The following is an 18800-nucleotide window of genomic DNA, read 5'->3' as shown; positions in this document are numbered from 1 at the left end:
GTCAGACCATCGCCCCGCGGGCGAGCCGGATCTCCCGACGCCCCGCGGTGCTCGCGGCCCATCCGGAGCGGATGACGCGCAGCGCGTCGCCGACGAGGGCGGCACCGTCGTCGAACGGCGAACGCCAGATCGCCAGCATGTCGGCGACCGGTTCGGCCAGCACGCTCCGCGAGAACGCCTCGATCCCGATCCGGCCGCGGTAGCCGTCATCCAGGGCCTGACGGACGATCTGAGGGATGTCCACGGCACCCGTCGACAGCGGACCGCGCCCCGACTGGCCGAGCTCGAGGTACGCCAGGCGCGGCAGGGCATGGCGGATCGCCGCCGACAGGTCGGCCTCCTCCACCGCCATGTGGAAGGTGTCGAGGTGGATCCGCAGGTGCTCCGACCCGCTCGCCTCGACGAATCGCATCGCCTGGGCGGCGGTGTTGATCGCGGCGGTCTCGTAGCGGTTCAGCACCTCGAAGGTCATCACGATGCCGTGGTCACCGGCCTCGTCCGCCACGGCACCGACCAGCCGCGCCGCCTGGTCGAACCGCTCCGGCGCCACCGGCGCTCCGGCCGGCCCGAAGGGGCCGTAGGGCACCCCGTTCATCTGGTCGCCGCCGAGGTCAGCGGTCAGGCGCACCATGCGCCGGAGCGCCTGCGCGCCCGCCGCCCGTTCCTCGGCGTCAGCCGAGGCGACATCGGCGCCCGGACCCTGACCGGCGATCGTGATCGGGGTGATCCCGAACCGTTCGAAGATCCGCCGGAGGGCCGGCGCGTCGGTGGCGCCGGCGTCCAGCGGCGGGAGCACGACACGGCGGATCCCCGCGGCGGCGAGCTCCGGCAGCGCCCGGTCGAGGCTTGCCGGCTCGGCGTCGGCGACGAGGACGTTGAGGTGACAGGCCAGATCCAGGTTCATGGCGATGTCTGCGGAGAGGCTGGTCATCAGAACACCGGGAGGTCCAGCCGCTGTTTGAACACCGAGTAGCCGTCGTCGACGTGCACGACCGTGCCGTTGATGACGTTCGCCTCGTCGGAGGCGAGGAAGGCCACGACGTCGGCGATCTCGGACGGCTGCGTCATGGTGTTGCGCAGCTGCTCCGAGGCGAACACCTTCTTCAGTTCGTCGCTGAACTGGTTGATGATCGCGGTCCCCACGCGGCCGGGCGTGATGGCCACGACCCGGATCCCGTGCTCGGCGAGCTCGTACGCTGCGGACCGGGTGAAGGAGATCACCGCCGCTTTGGCGGCGCTGTAGCTGAAGGCGAGTTCCGCGGCCTGCTCGCCGTAGATCGAAGAGGTGTTGATGATGACCCCGGGGGTCCCCTGATCGCGGAACTGGCGGGCGGCGGCGAGGATGCCGTAGTAGACGCCGTCCTGATCGACCCGGATCATCGGGACGTAGTCCTTCGCGGGGTCGTGGTCCAGCAGCGGCGCACCGCCGGCGATGCCGGCGTTGTTGAAGATGACGTCGAGCTTGCCGAAGGTCGACACCGCGGTGGCGACCATGGCCTCGACCTGCGCGAAGTCCGACACGTCGACCGCGCACGCCGCGGTCATGCCGGGGTGGCCGGCGGCCTCGACCTCGGCGACGGCTCGCTCAGCCGCCTCGAGGGAGATGTCGGCGATGAGCACCTTCGCGCCCTCGCGGACGAATTTGTCGACGGTCGCGCGGCCGATGCCGCTTGCGCCGCCGGTGATGATGGCGACCTTGCCTTCCAGGCGCATGAGGATTCCTTTCCGTGGTGGACCTCGGGGGCGGGCCCGAGAGAAGAGCCCGCCCCCGAGAGGATGGCGTCAGCCGAGCTGGTCGGACGGGGTGATGTCGTCGGCGTTCTCGGTGGTGACCAGCGTCGTGGCCTCCTCCTCGAAGTTGTTCGACGGCGCCGATCCCGACGAACGCCACTGGGCGATCGCCTCGAGAACGGCCTCGTTGATCAGCGGCCAGGGCTGCTCGACCGTGGCGAGCATCGTGCCGGCCTTCACCGCCGCGATGGCCTCGCTCGTGGCATCCACACCGGTGACCGCCACGGTGGCGCCTGCCTCGGTCACGGCCTGCACGGCACCGAGTGCCGCGTCATCCCAGCCCACCCAGACGGCGTCGAGGCCGTCGGGGTTGGCAGAGAGGTAGTCGGCGACGAGCGCCAGCGCCTCGGTGCGACCGGTGGCGGGCGAGACGACCTGCTGGATCTCTCCGCCGGCGAGGGTGGCGCCCGCTGCTTCGACCGCCTCGGCCGCAAGCGAAGCGCGGGTGCGGATGCCGGCGTGCGGGTCGTGCCCGATCACCATGATGTTCTTGCCCTCGAGCCCGCCGATGGCGTCGGAGATCGCACCCATGGTCTGGTCGACGATTCCCTGCTGGTCGGTGGTGATGTTCAGCGCGTAGGCGTCGGTGGGCTCGACGCCGGCGTCGATGGCGAACATCGGGATGCCCGCATCCTTCACCGCGGTCACGATCGAGCCGATCGAGGCGACGTCGGTGTAGCCGTTGTAGACGAGGTCGGCGCCCTGGCCGATCGCGCTCTCCACGGCGGGGTTCATCTTCTGGAAGTCGAAGTCGCCCTGGACCATGGTGAGCTCCCAGCCGAGCTCCTCGGCCTGCGCCTCGACCTCTTTGACCCACCAGGCGCCGATGGGCGTCTGGTTGCCGGAGGTGAAGGCCACGACGCGCAGCGGCTCGTCGCCCCCGCCGGCGTCGCCGCCCCCGCCGTTGTCGGTGCCGCCGCCGGAACCTCCGGCGCATCCGGCGAGCGCGAGGGCGCTGGCCACGGCGAGGACTGCGAATGCCCTGATTCTGTTACGCACTTCTCTACTCCTTTGTGATGGTTGCGTTTTCTTGGTGCCCGGCGCGGGTGTCGCCGGGAGGGTGAGAACGGCTAGCGTTCTCGGTTCTTGAACGAACTGAGGGTGACGGCGGCGATGATGATGATGCCGGTGACGACCTGCTGCACGTAGGCGTTGACGCCGAGGATGTTCAGGCCGTTGCTCATCACGCCGATGATCGCGACGCCGACCATGGTGCCGACGATGTTCGCCGCCCCCGAGCGGACGATGGTCATGCCGAGGAAGACCGCGGCGACGGAGAACATCAGGTTGTCCTCGCCCTGGATGGCGCTGGCGCTTCCCAGCCGCGCGGCCAGGAGCACCCCGCCGATGGCGGCGACGAGGCCGGCGGCCGAGAAGGCGAGGAAGCGGGCCCGCTTGACGTTCACGCCGGACAGCCGGGAGACCTCGGCGTTGCCGCCGATCGCGTACCAGCGGCGGCCGAGCGTGGTGTAGCGCAGCATGAACCACAGCACCGCCGAGATCGCGATCGCGATGAAGACCGGCAGCGGGATCTCCAGGAACCGCCCCTGGCCGAGGGCGTTGAACTCGGGAGGCAGGTTGAACAGCGTCGTCCCCTGCGTCACGAGGAAGGCCAGGCCGATGACGGAGGTCATCGTCGCCAGTGTCGCCACGAACGCCGAGAGATTCAGGAACGCCACCAGCGCCCCGTTGATCATGCCGATGAGAAGCCCGACGAGGAGCGCGATGGCGATGGCCGGCATCACCGGAACGCCCTGGAGCATGAGGGACGCCGCCACCGCGCCGGCCAGCGCCGATGTCGCCGCGACCGACAGGTCGAAGTCGCCGACGACCATGACGAGCGTCTGCGCGCCGGCGATGATCGCCAGGATCGACACCTGGTAGAGGATGTTGCGGACGTTGGTGAAGGTCAGGAAGACGTCGGGCCGCATGGCGAAGAAGAAGATGACCAGGAGCACGAGGGCGACGACGGTGCCGCCCTGCATGAGCCGTGTGCCGACGGTGCGGGCGTGACCCGCGACCATGACGGCGCCGGTGCGCTCTTTTTCCGTGGTGGTCATGTCAGACCGCCTTTCCGTAGCAGTAGGACAGGAGGATCTCGTCGTCCGCGCCCTCGGCCGGGACTTCGCCCGAGACGCGACCCTCGTGGAGGATGATGATGCGGTCGCTCATCCCGATGAGTTCGGGGAGCTCGGAGCTCACCGCGATGACGGCGGTGCCCTGGGCGGCGAGCTGGCGGATGAGGCGATAGATCTCCGCCTTCGTTCCCACGTCGATGCCGCGGGTGGGCTCGTCCATCAGCAGCACGCGGGGGTTGCGGGCGAGCATCTTGGCGAGCACCACTTTCTGCTGGTTGCCGCCGGAGAGCTCGCCGACGTGCTGCCGGGGGCTTCGCGCTTTGATGCGGAGGTCGGCGATGCCGCGCTTGGCGATGTCGGCGACGCGGGCCCCGGCGACGTAGCCGGCGGAGCTGACAGTGCCGAGGTTGGCGAGGGTGATGTTGTCCTGGATCGACGCGCCGAGGATCACGCCCTGGCTGCGGCGCTCCTCGGGGACGAGGGCGATCCCCGCCTCGAGGGCTCGACCGACGCCGCCGCGGCGCGGGAGGGTCACGTCGCCGACGGCGATCTCGCCGGCGGTGTGGCGCTGCGCGCCCGCGAGGAGACGCAGCAGCTCGCTGCGTCCCGACCCCGCCAGTCCGCCGATCCCCAGCACCTCGCCGGCGTGCACGGTGAAGGACACATCCGACACGCGGCGACCGCTGAGCCCGGACACGGTCATCACCGGGGTGGCCGTCGTCGTTCCCCGGTTGGGGTAGAGGGCATCGGGAGAACGCCCCACCATGAGGGAGATGACCTCGTCGATGTGGGACTCGGCGACGGGTTTGGTGATGATCGTCTCGCCGTTGCGCATGATCGTCAGGCGGTCGCAGAGCTCGAAGACCTCCTCGAGGCGGTGCGAGACGTAGACGATCGACACGCCCTCGTCGCGCAGCGACCGCAGGACCGCGAAGAGGTCGCGGATCTCGGTGTCGGTGAGCGACGCGGTCGGCTCGTCGAGGATCAGCACCCGGGCATCGGTGGCGAGCGCCCGCGCGAAGGCGACCATGGTCTGCTGCACGGGCGAGAGCTCACCCGCGAGCTTGCCGAGAGGGATCTTCTGGTTGATGCGCTGCAGCTGCTCCTTCGCCCGCCGGCGCAGCTGCGTCCAGCGCACCACACCCCCCACGCTCGGGGTCTCCTCGCCCAGCATGATGTTCTCGGCGACGCTGATCGAGGGGACGATGGAGAGCTCCTGGTACAGCGCCACGATCCCCGCTCGATTGGCCGCGCGGACGCTGGTGAACTGGACCTCCTCGCCGTTCAGGCGCATCGATCCCGCATCGGGCTCGTGGATGCCGGTGATGATCTTGATGAGGGTCGACTTGCCGGCGCCGTTCTCGCCGAGCAGGGCGTGGATCTCGCCGGGGCGCACCTCCAGCCGGGCACCGTTGAGGGCGTGCACGCCCTCGAAGCGCTTGACGATGTCCTCCACCTGGAGGGTCGGTGTCGGGGTTCCCACCGTCTGGGGACGTTCTTCCACGGTCGTCATGCTCCTCAGCTCCCGTCGGGGATGTCGTTGCACCGGATGAGGACCTTCGGGTGACGTCCACTCAGGTGTTCTGCGAAGGCGGCGACAGCGTCGTCGAGGTCGTAGACCGCCCGAGTGAAATCGTCCAGCCGCAGGTGCGGAAGCAGCTGCACGGCGCGCGGGAAGGCGTAGGGCGACACGAACACGCCGGTGAGGGTGAGTTCCTTGAGGTAGAGGTACGACGAGAGGTTCAGCGGCAGCTCGTAGTCGGCCGGATACATCGCTCCGTAGATCACGGTGCCCCCGTGCGCGGCGAGGTCCAACAGCCCCGGAACGGCGCGGGTCGAGCCCGACGCATCGACGACGCCGTCGAAGCCTTTTCCGCCCGTGATCTCCTCCGCCCGGGCGGCCTGGTCCTCGGCGAGGGGATCGATCACATGGTCGGCGCCGCCGCGGAGGGCCATCTCGCGGCGTTCGGCGATCGGCTCGATCATCGTCAGCGACGTCGCGCCGTGCAGCTTCAGCACCTGCAGCGCCAGCTGGCCGATGGGACCGCCGCCGCAGACCACGACCCGGTCGCCGACCCGCAGGCGGGTCTTGTCGGCGATGCGCACGGCCACCGAGACCGGCTCGAGGAGGGCACCCTGGCGCAGGCTCACCTCGCGCGGCAGGCGGTAGACCTGCGATTCGTGCCACGTGACGGTCTCGGCCATGCCGGGCCGGTTGTACTCCTGGATGAACTCGCAGAACTGCTGGCGACCGTCGCGGCACGGCAGGCACGTGCCGCAGAAGCGGAGGAAGTTGCCCGCGACGCGGTCGCCGACCTCCAGGCCCGTGCGGTGCGCCCGTTCGCCGAGCGCCTCGACGACCCCGGAGATCTCGTGGCCGAGCCCGATGGGAACCTCGGTCCCGAAGTACCCCTCCGCCACGTGGGGATCCGATCCGCAGATGCCGGCGTAGGCGACCCGGATGCGAACGTCCTCCGGACCGAGCGGCTGCGCGGGGAAATCGGCGAGACCGATGAGCCCGCGCTCGTCGAGGTCTTCGGCGCGGAGGTTCCCCACGCGGGTGACGGCGACCGTCTTCATGGTGACGTCCCTCCGTCTCAGGCCGCGTGCGCCCGGCGGATCGCGGCGACGGTGGCGGCGAGGCCGTAGCCGTGCTTGTCACGGAGCTGCTCGTCCTCCCCGAAGCCGGCGTAGACCTGCGGGATGCCCAACCGCTCGAACGCGGTCAGGTGCAGGCGGCGATCGGCGATGACGTCGGCGATGCGGCTGGCGAGTCCGCCGTAGGCGAGGTGGTCCTCGAGCACGACGAATCGCCCGTCGGTCCGCTCGGCGGAGTCGAGGATGAGCTCCTCGTCGATCGGCTTCAGCGTGAACATGTCCACGACCCGGACCGAGATCCCCGCCTCGGCGACCTGCGCCGCCGCGGCCAGCGCCTGCGCGACGGTGGTGCCGTGGGTGAACAGGGTGAGGTCGGTGCCCTCGCGGGCGATGATGCCCTTGCCGATGCGGACGTCGTGCTGGCCGGGCTCGTAGAGGACCATGTCCTTCTTGCCGACCGCGAGGCGGATGTAGAGCGGCCCCGTCATGCTCATCGACTGACGGATGATCTCGCCGACCATCAGCGGGTCGCCGATCGAGGTCACCGTCATGTTCGTCAGCGCCGACATCAGCGCGAGGTCTTCGACGGCGTAGTGCGTCGACCCGCCGTTTCCGACGAGCCCGCCATGGGTGCCGATGATCTTCACCGGGAGGTTCGGGTAGCAGATGTCGGTGCGGATCTGCTCGAGCGCGCGCATGCTGAGGAAGGGCAGCATGCCGGAGACGACGGGGATGTTGCCGTCGTAGGCCAGTCCCGCCGCGATCCCGACGCACGCCTGCTCGGCGAGCCCGACGTCGATGAAGCGGTCGGGGAAGCGGTCGCGGAACTCCACGAGGGTGGCGCCGATGTCGGGGGTGAGGACGAAGAGGTTCTCGCGCTCCTCCCCCAGCTCCGCCAGGGTCGAGCCGATGACCGATCGAGCTCCGAGGAACTCACCGAAGGTGAAGGTGACGGGCATCAGACACTCTCCTTCGCACGGGATGCGTCGAGCGCGGCGAGCGCGCGCTCCAGGTCGGCGGCGCCGAGCGAGCCGGCGTGCCAGGCGAGGTTGTGCTCCATGAAGTCCACGCCCTTGCCCTTGACGGTGTTGCAGATGACCACGGTCGGCACCTCGCTGGCCGGGTCGGGGAGCGCATCGACCGCGGCGACGAGCTCGCCCATGTCGTGGCCGTCGACCTCGACGACGTTCCAGCCGAACGCACGCCACTTGTCGGGATAGGGCTCGAACATCACGCGCTCCTCGGCGAAGCTCGTCATGAGCTGCTTGTTGCGGTCGACGAAGGCCACGAGGTTCCCGAGGCGATTGCTGCGGGCCGCCATCACCGCTTCCCAGACCGATCCCTCACCGGTCTCGCCGTCACCCAGCAGGGTGACCACGCGGTGCGTCTCACCCCGGTGGCGGGCGCCCAGCGCCATCCCGACCGCCAGCGGAAGACCGTGACCGAGCGACCCGGTGGAGCACTCCACGCCCGGCAGCTGCACCTTGCACGGGTGCATGCCGTAGGCGCTGTCGAGCTGGCCGTAGGTGGCGACGATGTCGTCGTATTCGAAGAAGCCGCGGATCGCCATGGCGATGTACATGCAGACCGCCGCGTGTCCCTTGCTCAGCACGAAGCGGTCGCGCTCGGGGGCGGAGATGTCGGACGGGTCCACGCGCAGCCCGTAGCCGAAGAGCACGGTCAGGATGTCGGCGGCCGAGAGGTCGCCCCCGATGTGGACGGCCCCCTCATAGGTGCCGCACAGCCGCAGGAGCTTCGATCGCAGCTCGAATGCGAGGTCTTCCAGCTCAGCCACGCTGCGCTCTCGACCTGCTGTCAGGGTCGGCGAACTCACCACATGCCTCCTCATTGAATGACGCGGTGTTGACCAGTCGTTGTCGATCAGTCGGCCCACTCCGGCCGGCTGCGATCCCTCTCCGGGGAGGGATGTCGGTGAAGTTACCACCAACTCATTTACAAGTAAAGAGGACTGCACGTAAACTCATCGCACGGGGTCACCCCGCCCGCGACGGCCCGCACGTTCGCACGGTGATGGACAATGGCCCGGGAAACCAGAACGCACAGAGAGGTGAGTTTCAGCCATGACAGATGTGATGACGTCGGCAGGAGTGTCGACGGGCCTTTTCATCGGCGGGGAGGAGCGGTTCACGGACGACGTGCTGACCGTGGCCGACCCGGCGAAGCCGGGAGCGACGGTCGGCACGGCCGCCGCCGCCTCGGCCCAGGATGTCGCCGACGCCGTCGCCGCGGCGAAGGCGGCCTTCCCCGCGTGGGCGGCGATGGGCGCCGAGGAGCGTGCCCGCCTCATGGCCGAGGCGATCGCCGGGATCGCCGACGACCGCGACACCGACGCGGCGATCCTCTCCCAGGAGAACGGCAAAGTCCGCTTCGAGGCGTGGGTGGATGCCCTCGTGTTCGAGATCCGGTGGAACCTCGCGCTCATGCTCGCCGGCGAGGTCGACAAGGGCCACACCCTTCCGGTGGTGCCGGGAGCCATCCCGGTGAACACCGAGGTCGCCTACCAGCCCCTCGGGGTCGTGACCGTGATCGTGCCGTTCAACTGGCCGATCGCGATCCTGGGCGCCGCCCTGCCGCACGCCCTCCTCGCGGGCAACACCGCGATCGTCAAGCCGCCGCCCTCCGCGCCGCTGGCGACCACCCGTGTCGTCCAGCGCGTGGCCGAGAAGCTCCCGCCGGGCGTGCTCAACGTCGTCACCGGCAAGGACGAGAACATGGCGGGCCTCATCCAGAACCCCGACATCGCCAAGGTCTGCTTCACCGGCAGCGTCAACGGCGGCAAGCGGATCATGGAGATGGCCTCGAAGACCCTGACCCGGGTGACCCTCGAACTCGGCGGCAACGACGCGGCGGTCTTCCTCGAGGACGCCATCCTCGATGACACCCACCTCGACCGTCTCTACGCGGCGATCTTCGACACCACCGGTCAGATCTGCATGAACGCCAAGCGCGTGTTCGTCCACCGTTCGCGGATGGACGAGCTCGTTGCGGGACTGGAAGCCCGGCTGAACAAGGCCGTCATCGGCTACGGCCTCGATGAGGGCACCACGATGGGGCCGCTGCACCAGCCGGCACAGAAGGCGTTCGTCGAGGAGATCATCCAGGAGGCCAAGGACGCCGGCGCCGACGTGCGCGAGTTCGGCGAGCTGCCCGGCGGCGACCTCGCCGGTGGCAACTTCCTGCGCCCGGCGATCGTCGTCGATCCCGACCCGCAGCTGCGCGTGGTCACGCAGGAGCAGTTCGGTCCCGTCATCCCGATCCTCCCCTTCGACAGCGAAGAGGAGGCGGTGCGCCTCGCCAACGACACGTGGGGCGGGCTGTGCGGGTCGGTCTGGACCGGAGACCCGGCGTCGGCCCAGCGCGTGGGCTCGCAACTGGTCTGCGGTTACGTCTGGGTCAACGACCACGGCGCGACGCGGCTCGACCTGCGCGCACCGTTCGGCGGCATGAAGCAGTCCGGCTTCGGCCGGGAGCAGGGGATCGAGGGGGTGCGGGCGTTCCAGGACACCCGCTCCATCGCTACCATCGACCCCGAGGCGCTCGCCGGAATGGCGCACTGATCGACAGGCGTTGATCAACACAGGGCGGGGTCCGGTCCGCGCAGGGCCGGACCTCGCCGCATCCACCCCGCGCCGCGGCGCCGACGAAGGGACCTCCCGATGACCTCCGCCCCGATCGCCGCCGCGACCGACGACGTCGTCACAGACCCACTCGGAACGGTCATCGACCCCGACGAATTCACGCCGCGCCTTCTCGCCCTGCTCTCCAACGCGCTGGTCTACCGGGAATCCCACGAGCTTCGCCGGCAGTTCAAGCTCGGCACCAACGAGTGGCGGGTGATCTCGGCGCTGTCGATGCGACCCGGCATGTCGGCGACGGAGGTGTGCGAGTTCCTCGGTATGAACAAGGCCGTCGTCTCACGTTCGGTGACGCGGCTGCAGCTGCGCACGCTCATCGTCCTCAGCGACGGTCCGCGCGGCTCGCGTCCGCTGTACCTCACCCGCGCGGGCGCGGAGATGCACGACAGGATGCTCCCGGTGTCGCTGCGCGGCCAGGAGATCATCACCGCGGGGCTGGAGGCGTCGGAGGTCGCTGCCCTCAACGAGGTGCTGCGGGGGATGCTCTCGCGGATCCGCAGCGACGCCGCCCTCCAGGGCGCACCCGGGTCGCCCAGTCAGTACCCGATCGATTGACGCACGCGACACGCCCCGGTATCCCGAGGGGATGCCGGGGCGTGTCGTCTGCGGACGTCAGCGGCCTTACTTGAAGGCGTCCTTGACGTTCTCGCCGGCCTGCTTGACGTTGGCCTTGGACTGGTCGCGCTCGCCCTCGGCCTCGAGGCGCTCGTTGTCGGTGGCCTTGCCGAATGCCTCTTTGGCCTTGCCCGTGGCTTCTTCGGCGGCGTTTCGGATCTTGTCGTCGAGTCCCATGAGGGTTCTCCTTTCGATCGGCTGCCTTCGACGCTACGCGCGCCGCTGCGGCGCGCCAGGCACTTGCGCGCGGACCGCGGGTGCGTTACACGGCTGCCGGAAGGCGAGCGCCCCGACCGCTGTGGGACGGTCGGGGCGCTCGAGGGGCCGGCTTATTTGTTGAAGGCGTCCTTGACGTCCTCGCCGGCCTGCTTGAGGTTGGCCTTGGACTGGTCGGCCTTGCCCTCGGCAACGAGCTTGTCGTTGTCGGTGGCGTTGCCGATCGCTTCCTTGGCCTTGCCGGCGATCTCCTGTGCGGCGTTCTTGATCTTGTCGTCGAGTCCCATGGGGGTCTCCTTCCTGTGTGGGTTTTCCTTCAGGTCTGTATGGGTTTTCACTTCAGGCGAGCCGGCGATGGTCGGCGGCGAGCTTGGCGCGCAGCCCCGAGTGCAGCGAGACGTAGGTCGGAATCTGCTGACCGGTGACGACGGCGAGGTTCGTCACGAGTCGGTCGACGTCTTCGGCCAGGGCGCGTGGGTCGGTGTTCTGGCGGGGAGTGACGGCGACGTGCATGACCGGCTGGCGGCGGATGTCGGAGGCCGATACCGAGACCGACAGGACATCGTCGCGACGGGACAGGGCGTTCTTCAGCGCATCCGAGGCGAAGCCCTCGCGGACCACGACGCGGCCCAGCGGCGTCTCGGACGCCTCCGTTCGCACCACCACGCGCGAGCGTCCGCCCCCCACGCGGGTGAGAAGGAAGATCAGGAGAGCGATGGCGAGGACGATCAGGACGACCGCACCGATCGCAACCCAGGACGCCGTGGTCGCTCCGATGGCGGTGGCGTCGGCCGCGCCGACGAGCCAGGAGTCGCCGGCCTCGGTGGCCGCCGACCACGCCTCACGGGCGGGGTTCCAGGCCGTGGCGAGGATGGCCACCGCTCCGAGGGCGACGAGCACCAGGCCCACCACGAACAGCACGAGGCGGTTGAGCACGCGGTTGGTGCTGTTCATCGGAAATCCCCCTCCTGTCGGGACTGCTCGACGCGGGCGCGGACCTTCACGCGCGGGGTGAGCCGGTAAGCGTCGATCTCCTCGGTCGCCGCGCGGCGGACGCTCTCGCGATCGAGAACGACGCCGGGGTCGGGCCGCACGGTCACGTCGGCGATGCGGTGCGCGACACCCACGGTCACGCGGTCCCGGGCGACGCCCGTCTCCGCGCTGATGCGCTCGGCCACGGCCGCAGCGATCACGCCGTTGTCGACGACGACGGCACGGTCGGACCCGTCGAGCGCGAGCTCGTGCTTGGACAGTCGCCCCGGGGTCACCGCGAGGATGACGAACACGACACCGAGGACGGCCAAGATGGCGCCGCCGACGATGACCAGCGGCGTCGGCTGGTCGCCGGGAAGAGCGACCAGCCACTGGGCGATCAGTCCGGGTGCGGCCACCAGTGCCGGCTGCGCGAGCAGTGACAGCACCAGCTCCACACCGACGTAGATCAGGGCGAGGATCAGCAGGATGACCGCGACGAACATCGCCACGGTGCGCGGCGAGTGCGTCTCACGACGCACGACACGCGTCAGCGTGCGGTCGGTCATCTCACTCTCCTTCGTTCCGGGGTCACCGCGCCGGTGACCGTGATGTCGATTCGCGTGACGTCCCGGCCGATGAGTCGCGTCAGGCGCTGCTGGAGCTGCTCCTGCAGCATCCGGCTGCGCTCGATCACGTCGGGCATGGCCCGGACGGCATCGGGATCGTCGAGGGATGGTACGGGGAGGGGTGTCGCCAGGCGCACGGCAAGACCGCCGCGGTACCCGGCGACCTCCGCCCTGAGGGCATCGCGTTCGATCCCGATCAGTTCGGCGGAGGCCGCCCGCACCACTTTGGCGTAGACGCGCTCCATGACGTCGACCCGGCCGGCGGGGGCGGCCGGGTGCGGGCCGCCCCCCGCCTGTCCCACCGAGTCGGCGAGGGTCATGACGTCCGCCTCCCGCTGAAGGCTCCGGCGACGGCCCGGAGGTCGAGCTGTCCCGTGGCGACACGTGCGACGCCGGCACCGATCGCCATGAACAGGGCGACGAGGAGGAATCCCCAGAACCCGAACAGGAGAGCGGCGAAGGCGAGCACAGCGCCCACGAGGACTCCGGTCATCGTCGAACTCATGAGACGCGCGACTCCTCGTTGGTGTCGTCGTCGCCGGGCAGGTGCACGTCGTTGACCTCGACGTTGACCTCGACGACCTCGAGACCCACGAGCCGGGTGATGGCACCGGCGACGGCGGCACGAACGCCGGCGGCGACCTCCTGAATGGCCGCGGGGTACTCCACGACGATCGTGAGGTCGGCGGCAGCCTGGGTCTCGCCCACCTCGACCCTGACGCCCTGCGTCAGGTCGGTGGCGTTGATGGCGTCACGCAGCGCACCGAACGCGCGGGATGCGCCGCCGCCGAGCGCGTAGACGCCGGGCACCTCGCGGGCCGCGATACCGGCCACCTTGGCGACCACGTTGTCGGCGATCACCGTGCGACCGCCGGCCGTGCCGTCGGTGGGGGTCAGCGAGCTCGAGACCGAACGGTCGACGCGCGAGGCGACCTGGGGGGCGGCGGGGGTCTGGGGGGTCTGGTCCGAAGTGGCCATGAGAAGTCCTTTCACTATCTGATGGTTCGAGCGTGCGCAAGAGCCTGTGTCCCGGCACCGAAGCAGTACGTTCGCTTCAGAGATAAGAGGGTGGTCGCAGCGGATTCGTCACGAATTCGTCGCCGGTTTTTTCTGAGAGGTCGCTGTGAGCGAGGCGCTGGTGGAGGTGTCCGACGCGATGCTCGTCGCGCGCTCGCTCGATCAGGACACCGTGGCCTTCGGTGAACTCGTCCGACGCCACTCGGGTCTCATGCGGGCGTACGTCATCCGCATGGTCGGTTCGCGCACCGAGGCCGACGACGTGGTGCAGGAGGCCTTCGTCACCGCGTGGCGTCAGCTGCCGAGCCTGCGCGAGCACTCCGCGGTGCGGGCGTGGCTCATGCGGATCGCCAGCCGCGAAGCATCCGCTCACCTGCGGCGGCGCCCCAGGGACGCCGACATCACCGATTTCGACGCCCCGTACAGCGCTGACACGCAACCGGAGAACGTCGCGATGCGCCACGCACAGCTGTCGGCCCTGTCGGCCGCGCTCGACACACTGCCCTCGGATCAGCGACGATGTTGGCTACTGCGTGAGGTCGCCGAGCTGAGCTACGACGAGATCGCCGACGAGATGCAGATGCCGGTGAGCACTGTGCGGGGCACCCTCGCCCGCGCGAGAGCGCGGATCACCGCGCAGATGGAGGGATGGCGATGAGCGAGGACGATCGGGTGGTTCTCGACTGCGGAAAGACCATCGAGGAGCTCAGCGAGTACCTCGATGCAGGTCGTGCGCCCTACGACGCCGACATCGAGACGTGTCCGGAGTGCCTGAACGCGCTGGACGCGCTCGCCCGGGTCGGGGCGCTGTCGCGCGATCTCGTCGCCGACGACGCCGCGCGCCTTCCTCCCCCGTCCGACAGCTGGTTCGATGCGCTCTTCGCCACGATCCAGTCCGAGCTGAAGGCGGGACGGAGCTTCCCGATCCATCACCCCGATCCGCGCGTGAAGATCACCGTCTCGGAGGGCGCGGTGCGCACGCTCCTGCGGGCAACCGGCGACGCGCTGGACGGCGTCGTCGTGGGGCGCACGCAGATCGTCGGCGACGCGGAGATCCCCGGGGCTCCGGTGGAGATCAACATCAGCGCGTCGGTGGCCTACGGCGAGCCGTTCGCGGCCGTCGCCGGCACCCTCCGCTCCCTCGTCTACGATGCCCTCACCCGCCACACCGAACTCAACGTCGCCGCCGTGAACGTCACGGTGGAGGATGTGCACGGAGGCCGTTCCTCGAAGGAGAAGCGATGAGCACACCGCTGACCAGCACCGGCCTGTCTCCGATCGTGCGTGCCGTCGCGGGGGTGACCGACGCGTATTCGCCGAGGCCGGCTCTCGCCCAGGTCGCCGACATGGCCACCGCGGCCCTGCGCGGGGCGCCCGTGCCTCCGCCCGACGTCGTCGTGGAGACCGCCGGCGAGCTGGTGTCGGTGTCCACGCGCATCGCGGTGGACCGCGCGTCCAGCGCCGCCGATGTGGCGCGCAGCGTCGCCGACGCCCTGCTCGATCAGCTGCCGGCGGGGGCGACCGTGTCCGTGGACGTCGGCCGCATCAGCTGAGGGGCGTCGTCGTCGACCCGCGGAGCGAGGTCGGGGAGGAACACCAGGGCGCACGCGGGGCAGCGGTATCCCCGCGGGATGTCGCGGAGCGTCGTGCCGCACTCCGGACACGCCGGCTGCGCCAGGGCGTCGAGGCCATCGGGGTCGGTCATCGCGTCGCCGTGCTCATCGTGCCACTGCATCATCGCGCCACTGGGCGTCTGCCCCAGTCGGCGATCGCGCCGCCACCGGGTCCGTGGGCGCGAAGGTACGCGCGGTGGATCTGCTCGCACGCCAGTCGCAGGGTGGTCGACCACCCCAGGATCTCGCCGCGATACGTCGCGCGGTACCGCACGTCTGCGCCGTTCATCACCCGTCGAATCTCCACCGTTCCGTACTCATCGCCGGCCGGATCGACCATCCGCCACGTTCCGGTCGGGCCCTCGACCGCGGCGAGGATCGGGTTCCATCCTTCGGCCATGGGAGTCCTCTCTCCGGCCGATGACCACAGGGTACTCCTGCGCACCGACACCACCCAGCGGGGCCCCGGCGCGCTGCGACGTCAGCGGGAGAGGAGCCCCGCGGATGCGAGGAACCGGTCGGGATCCATCCGGATGACCACGCGCCGCGGATTCTCGCGGGGGGTCCGGTAGCGCTCGGCGTAGAGACGCTCGGCGAGGCGCACCGCGTCGGGATCGCGCTCGATGCGCGCGACGCCGGCGATGCTCAGCCAACGCGCCCCCTCCACCTGCGCCACGGTGGCACGGGCGTCGCGCTCGACGTTGCGCACCTTCTGCGTCCCCTCCGTCGTGATCACGCGCACGACGCCGTCGACGAGCGTGAACCCCACCGCCACGACGTGGATCTCCCCGCGCGGACCGATGGTCGACAGGGTGGCCAGATGCCGATCGGCGACGAACCGCACCCCCTCGGGGCTGAGGCTCACGAGGCGGGTCCGAGGTAGCGACGAAGGGTGACCTCGACCGTGGAGAACGCCCGGCGGATCCGCACCTGCGAGACACCGAGCGCGAGGAGCGACCGCGCCGTGTCGGGGTCGAGGCGCTGGTCCTTCACCGGTTCCCATCCGCGCATGCCGTGATACTCGGCGATGATCCGGGGGGTGGCGTCTATCGCTCCGAGCTTCCTGCGGCGATAGACCGCGGTGGCCCCGTCGAGCGCCTCCGGGGGCACGCCGGCGGAGGCCGAGGTGCGCCGCCGCAGCGGCGGCCGGTCGGCGTCGGACATGACTCTCCTCATCTCGCCCGCATCTTCGGGTGACGCGAACTCGGCCATTGTGCTCCTGCGGCCGAGGTCGCCGCCAATCGAATCGCCCGCTGTAACGAGATGTTCACGGTCCATGCGAAGGCATACGTCGACCTCGGCGGCCCCGGAGCTCCACGATCCCCCACCCGATCAGGCCGCCGAGGGTGTTGGCCAGGACGTCGCGGAGGGTGGCGGTGCGTTCGGGGAGGAGGAGCTGGCCCCCCTCGACGAGGAGGGTCGTGGCGAGGATCACCGGGAGGAGCAGCGGGCGCTCGGCGCGGAGGATCACCGCCAGCAGTATCCCCAGCGGCACGAAGAGCAGGATGTTGGCCGTGAACTCGATCGCGTCGTACGTCAGCCACGGGAAGGCCCGGGTGATCGCTCGGAGCAGCGGACCCGCTCCGCGGTCGACCGGGGTCGGCCAGAAGGCGATCGCGAGGAGGGCGAGCCCGTAGGCGCCCAGGAGGAGGATCGCACCGAGGTGCGGGCTGCGGGGGCGGGCAGGCGCCGTCGGATGTGCGGTCACGCGGTCCCTTCGGGTCCGGCGCCGCGACCCTGCCGCGCGATGAATGGTGCGAGCATACTCCCTCGCGCACCGGCACGCCCGGACGGACCGCTTAGGGTGATCGGGTGAGCGAATCGGCCAACCCCCGCGCCCTGCGTCAGGCCGGCGTCGTCTTCGCCTGGGTCGTCGCCGCCTTCCTCGTCGCGCTGGTCCTCCTCGCCGGCTGGGTGGGGGTGCGTGGATTCCTGGCGTACCAGCACCTCGCCGACGCCCAGGCGACGGCCGCAGCGGTGCGCGAGGACCTGACCGACCCGGCGCTGGCGTCCGCGGCCATCGCCGATGTCGCGGCCGACACCGCGGCCGCCCGCGCCCTCACCTCCGACCCGCTCTGGCGGGTCGCCGAAACCCTCCCGTGGGCGGGGCCGCAGCTGTCGGCGGTCTCCACCGTCGCCGCCGCGGTCGACGACGTCGCGGGGTCGGCGCTGGCTCCTCTTGCCGATGTCGCCGGCGGATTCGACCTCGCCGCCCTCCGCCCCCAGGACGGCAGGATCGACCTGACTCCGTTCACCGACATCCGCGAGGCCGCGGCCACCGGCGCCTCGTCGATCGGCGGCGCGGCAGAGGCGGTCGCGGCGATCGACCGCGCCCCGCTCGTGGGTCCGCTGCGCGAGGCCGTCGACGAGGTCGGCGCCCTCCTCGACGAGACCGAGACCGCCACGGGGGCGCTGACGCGCGCGGCGACGCTCCTGCCGGCGATGCTCGGCGCCGACGGACCACGGTCGTACCTCGTGCTGTTCCAGAACAACGCCGAGTGGCGCTCGCTCGGCGGCATTCCCGGCGCGACCGCCCTGGTGAGGACGGACGGCGGTGCGATCACGCTGTCGGAGCAGGCGTCTTCCTCCGACTTCCCCCGTTACGACGAATCGGTGCTCCCGCTCGGCCGAGACGTCGAGGGGATCTTCTCCGCCAGGCCCGGCCGATTCATCCAGAACGTCACCCAGATCCCCGATTTCGCCGTCTCCGGCGCGCTCGCCCGCGAGATGTGGGCGCGCGAGCGCGGCGGCGAGCAGGTCGACGGCGTGATCGCGATCGACCCGGTGGCCCTGTCGTACCTCCTCGGGGCGACCGGTCCCGTGACCCTCCCCACCGGCGACGTGCTCACCGCCGAGAACGCGGTGCCGCTTCTGCTGAACGAGGTGTACTTCCGGTACGAGAACCCTGCCGACCAGGACGCGTTCTTCGCCGCCGCCGCCGCTTCGGTGTTCAGCGCGCTGACGGCGGGCGGCACCGACCCCGCCGCCCTCGTGGACGCCCTGACCCGCGCGGGCGACGAGCGACGACTGCTGCTGTGGAGCGCCCGGGAAGACGAGCAGGCCCTCCTCGCCGGCACCACCCTCGCGGGCTCCCTCCCCGAGACCGACGACGACGTCGCCCGATTCGGGGTGTACCTCAACGACGGCACGGGCTCGAAGATGGACTACTACGTCGGCGTCACACCCACCCTGACCTGGGATTCGTGCGTGACCGGGGGCTCCCCCGCCTCGCCGACCGCTTCGGGTACGGCCACTCTCACCGTCACGCTGACCAACGATGCGCCCACCGACGCCGCGACCTCTCTCCCCCGGTACATCACCGGCGGCGGCGCGTTCGACGTGGACCCCGGCATCGCCCGGACCGTCGGCTATGTCTATCTGCCCGAGGGCTTCGAGCTGCAGGATGCCACCATCACCGGCGATGTCGGATTCGGCGGCGGCACCCACGACGGGCGCCGGGTGCTGAGCTTCGCCGTCGACGTGGCTCCGGGCGCATCGGCGACGGCGACGGTCACCGTCACCGCACCCGAAGGATCGGCGCCGCAGCTGGAGCTGGTGTCAACCCCCACCCTGGTTTCCCCTCCCGACCTCGTCGCGGTCTGCGAGCCCGCCTAG

At 70.2% G+C, this 18800-nt stretch carries 26 protein-coding genes; 6 read left to right on the top strand and 20 right to left on the bottom strand.

All coding sequences use genetic code 11. The features are described 5' to 3' along the window. Window position 1 precedes the first annotated feature (1 nt). The 8 genes from HDC37_RS01110 to HDC37_RS01075 form a co-directional block, all read right to left on the bottom strand. Window positions 2–931 carry a sugar phosphate isomerase/epimerase gene (locus tag HDC37_RS01110; RefSeq protein ID WP_179558557.1) on the bottom strand — a complete coding sequence of 310 codons (930 nt, stop codon included), beginning with the start codon at window positions 929–931 and terminating at the stop codon, window positions 2–4. Further along, window positions 931–1713, bottom strand: coding sequence for an SDR family NAD(P)-dependent oxidoreductase (locus HDC37_RS01105; protein ID WP_179558556.1), 783 nt, complete (start codon window positions 1711–1713; stop codon window positions 931–933). Before HDC37_RS01105 ends, HDC37_RS01110 begins: the two co-directional genes overlap by 1 nt. 69 nt (window positions 1714–1782) lie before the next feature. After that, the gene (locus HDC37_RS01100) at window positions 1783–2790 is read right to left on the bottom strand and encodes a sugar ABC transporter substrate-binding protein (RefSeq protein ID WP_179558555.1); all 1008 of its coding nucleotides are present in this window, start codon (window positions 2788–2790) and stop codon (window positions 1783–1785) included. Between the two features lie 71 nt (window positions 2791–2861). Continuing rightward, a complete protein-coding gene (locus HDC37_RS01095) occupies window positions 2862–3851 on the bottom strand; it encodes an ABC transporter permease (RefSeq protein ID WP_179558554.1) in 990 nt (329 codons plus the stop codon). Between the two features lies 1 nt (window position 3852). After that, entirely contained in the window at window positions 3853–5382 is a 1530-nt protein-coding gene (locus HDC37_RS01090; protein ID WP_179558553.1) for a sugar ABC transporter ATP-binding protein, read from the bottom strand. 5 nt (window positions 5383–5387) lie between these two features. Beyond that, entirely contained in the window at window positions 5388–6449 is a 1062-nt protein-coding gene (locus tag HDC37_RS01085; RefSeq protein WP_179558552.1) for a zinc-binding dehydrogenase, read from the bottom strand. A gap of 17 nt (window positions 6450–6466) precedes the next feature. After that, window positions 6467–7426 (bottom strand): transketolase family protein, encoded by a 960-nt coding sequence (locus tag HDC37_RS01080; protein ID WP_179558551.1) that lies wholly within the window; start codon window positions 7424–7426, stop codon window positions 6467–6469. Further along, on the bottom strand, window positions 7426–8301 hold the full coding sequence (locus HDC37_RS01075) for a transketolase (RefSeq protein WP_218869248.1): 876 nt from the start codon (window positions 8299–8301) through the stop codon (window positions 7426–7428). Before HDC37_RS01075 ends, HDC37_RS01080 begins: the two co-directional genes overlap by 1 nt. Before the next feature lie 247 nt (window positions 8302–8548). On the opposite strand from HDC37_RS01075, the gene HDC37_RS01070 reads away from it, so the two are divergent. Both HDC37_RS01070 and HDC37_RS01065 read left to right on the top strand, forming a co-directional pair. Beyond that, on the top strand, window positions 8549–10045 hold the full coding sequence (locus HDC37_RS01070; protein WP_179558549.1) for an aldehyde dehydrogenase family protein: 1497 nt from the start codon (window positions 8549–8551) through the stop codon (window positions 10043–10045). Window positions 10046–10144: 99 nt separating this feature from the next. Beyond that, window positions 10145–10678, top strand: a complete 534-nt coding sequence (locus HDC37_RS01065; RefSeq protein ID WP_179558548.1) for a MarR family winged helix-turn-helix transcriptional regulator — start codon at window positions 10145–10147, stop codon at window positions 10676–10678. A gap of 66 nt (window positions 10679–10744) precedes the next feature. On the opposite strand, the gene HDC37_RS01060 is transcribed toward HDC37_RS01065, so the two are convergent. The 7 genes from HDC37_RS01060 to HDC37_RS01030 all read right to left on the bottom strand — a co-directional run bounded on the left by HDC37_RS01060 (window position 10745) and on the right by HDC37_RS01030 (window position 13533). After that, window positions 10745–10915, bottom strand: a complete 171-nt coding sequence (locus HDC37_RS01060; protein WP_179558547.1) for a CsbD family protein — start codon at window positions 10913–10915, stop codon at window positions 10745–10747. A gap of 152 nt (window positions 10916–11067) precedes the next feature. Further along, window positions 11068–11241 (bottom strand): CsbD family protein, encoded by a 174-nt coding sequence (locus tag HDC37_RS01055; RefSeq protein ID WP_179558546.1) that lies wholly within the window; start codon window positions 11239–11241, stop codon window positions 11068–11070. Between the two features lie 52 nt (window positions 11242–11293). Further along, window positions 11294–11908 (bottom strand): hypothetical protein, encoded by a 615-nt coding sequence (locus tag HDC37_RS01050; protein ID WP_179558545.1) that lies wholly within the window; start codon window positions 11906–11908, stop codon window positions 11294–11296. Beyond that, window positions 11905–12495, bottom strand: coding sequence for a DUF6286 domain-containing protein (locus HDC37_RS01045; RefSeq protein WP_179558544.1), 591 nt, complete (start codon window positions 12493–12495; stop codon window positions 11905–11907). The genes HDC37_RS01050 and HDC37_RS01045 overlap by 4 nt, the downstream gene beginning before the upstream one ends. Continuing rightward, the gene (locus tag HDC37_RS01040) at window positions 12492–12875 is read right to left on the bottom strand and encodes a hypothetical protein (protein ID WP_179558543.1); all 384 of its coding nucleotides are present in this window, start codon (window positions 12873–12875) and stop codon (window positions 12492–12494) included. The genes HDC37_RS01045 and HDC37_RS01040 overlap by 4 nt, the downstream gene beginning before the upstream one ends. Further along, window positions 12872–13060 (bottom strand): DUF2273 domain-containing protein, encoded by a 189-nt coding sequence (locus HDC37_RS01035; protein WP_179558542.1) that lies wholly within the window; start codon window positions 13058–13060, stop codon window positions 12872–12874. The genes HDC37_RS01040 and HDC37_RS01035 overlap by 4 nt, the downstream gene beginning before the upstream one ends. Next, window positions 13057–13533, bottom strand: coding sequence for an Asp23/Gls24 family envelope stress response protein (locus HDC37_RS01030; protein WP_179558541.1), 477 nt, complete (start codon window positions 13531–13533; stop codon window positions 13057–13059). Before HDC37_RS01030 ends, HDC37_RS01035 begins: the two co-directional genes overlap by 4 nt. A gap of 145 nt (window positions 13534–13678) precedes the next feature. On the opposite strand from HDC37_RS01030, the gene HDC37_RS01025 reads away from it, so the two are divergent. From HDC37_RS01025 to HDC37_RS01015, 3 genes are read left to right on the top strand one after another with little or no spacing between them, the layout of a single operon-like run. Next, window positions 13679–14230, top strand: coding sequence for a sigma-70 family RNA polymerase sigma factor (locus HDC37_RS01025; protein WP_308472043.1), 552 nt, complete (start codon window positions 13679–13681; stop codon window positions 14228–14230). Next, a complete protein-coding gene (locus HDC37_RS01020) occupies window positions 14227–14817 on the top strand; it encodes an Asp23/Gls24 family envelope stress response protein (RefSeq protein WP_257021229.1) in 591 nt (196 codons plus the stop codon). Before HDC37_RS01025 ends, HDC37_RS01020 begins: the two co-directional genes overlap by 4 nt. Continuing rightward, a complete protein-coding gene (locus HDC37_RS01015) occupies window positions 14814–15125 on the top strand; it encodes a hypothetical protein (RefSeq protein WP_179558539.1) in 312 nt (103 codons plus the stop codon). The genes HDC37_RS01020 and HDC37_RS01015 overlap by 4 nt, the downstream gene beginning before the upstream one ends. Here the strand turns inward: HDC37_RS01015 and HDC37_RS01010 are convergent. From HDC37_RS01010 to HDC37_RS00995, 5 genes are all read right to left on the bottom strand, one after another. Further along, entirely contained in the window at window positions 15074–15310 is a 237-nt protein-coding gene (locus HDC37_RS01010; protein ID WP_179558538.1) for a hypothetical protein, read from the bottom strand. The two genes, HDC37_RS01015 and HDC37_RS01010, sit on opposite strands and share 52 nt — an antisense overlap. After that, a complete protein-coding gene (locus HDC37_RS01005) occupies window positions 15307–15585 on the bottom strand; it encodes a hypothetical protein (RefSeq protein WP_179558537.1) in 279 nt (92 codons plus the stop codon). The genes HDC37_RS01010 and HDC37_RS01005 overlap by 4 nt, the downstream gene beginning before the upstream one ends. 81 nt (window positions 15586–15666) lie before the next feature. Beyond that, a complete protein-coding gene (locus HDC37_RS01000; RefSeq protein ID WP_308472042.1) occupies window positions 15667–16050 on the bottom strand; it encodes a TIGR03618 family F420-dependent PPOX class oxidoreductase in 384 nt (127 codons plus the stop codon). Further along, complete coding sequence (locus tag HDC37_RS16985) at window positions 16047–16349, bottom strand: hypothetical protein (protein WP_257021228.1); 303 nt, start codon at window positions 16347–16349, stop codon at window positions 16047–16049. Before HDC37_RS16985 ends, HDC37_RS01000 begins: the two co-directional genes overlap by 4 nt. A gap of 103 nt (window positions 16350–16452) precedes the next feature. Further along, the gene (locus HDC37_RS00995; protein WP_179558535.1) at window positions 16453–16893 is read right to left on the bottom strand and encodes a VanZ family protein; all 441 of its coding nucleotides are present in this window, start codon (window positions 16891–16893) and stop codon (window positions 16453–16455) included. A gap of 104 nt (window positions 16894–16997) precedes the next feature. Between HDC37_RS00995 and HDC37_RS00990 the strand changes: the two genes are divergently transcribed. Beyond that, the gene (locus HDC37_RS00990) at window positions 16998–18800 is read left to right on the top strand and encodes a DUF4012 domain-containing protein (RefSeq protein ID WP_308472041.1); all 1803 of its coding nucleotides are present in this window, start codon (window positions 16998–17000) and stop codon (window positions 18798–18800) included.

Source organism: Microbacterium sp. AK009 (genome assembly GCF_013410955.1).
Taxonomy (GTDB): domain Bacteria; phylum Actinomycetota; class Actinomycetes; order Actinomycetales; family Microbacteriaceae; genus Microbacterium.
The sequence above is the reverse complement of the archived record's forward strand: the minus strand, read 5'-3'. Positions and strand labels throughout refer to the sequence as shown.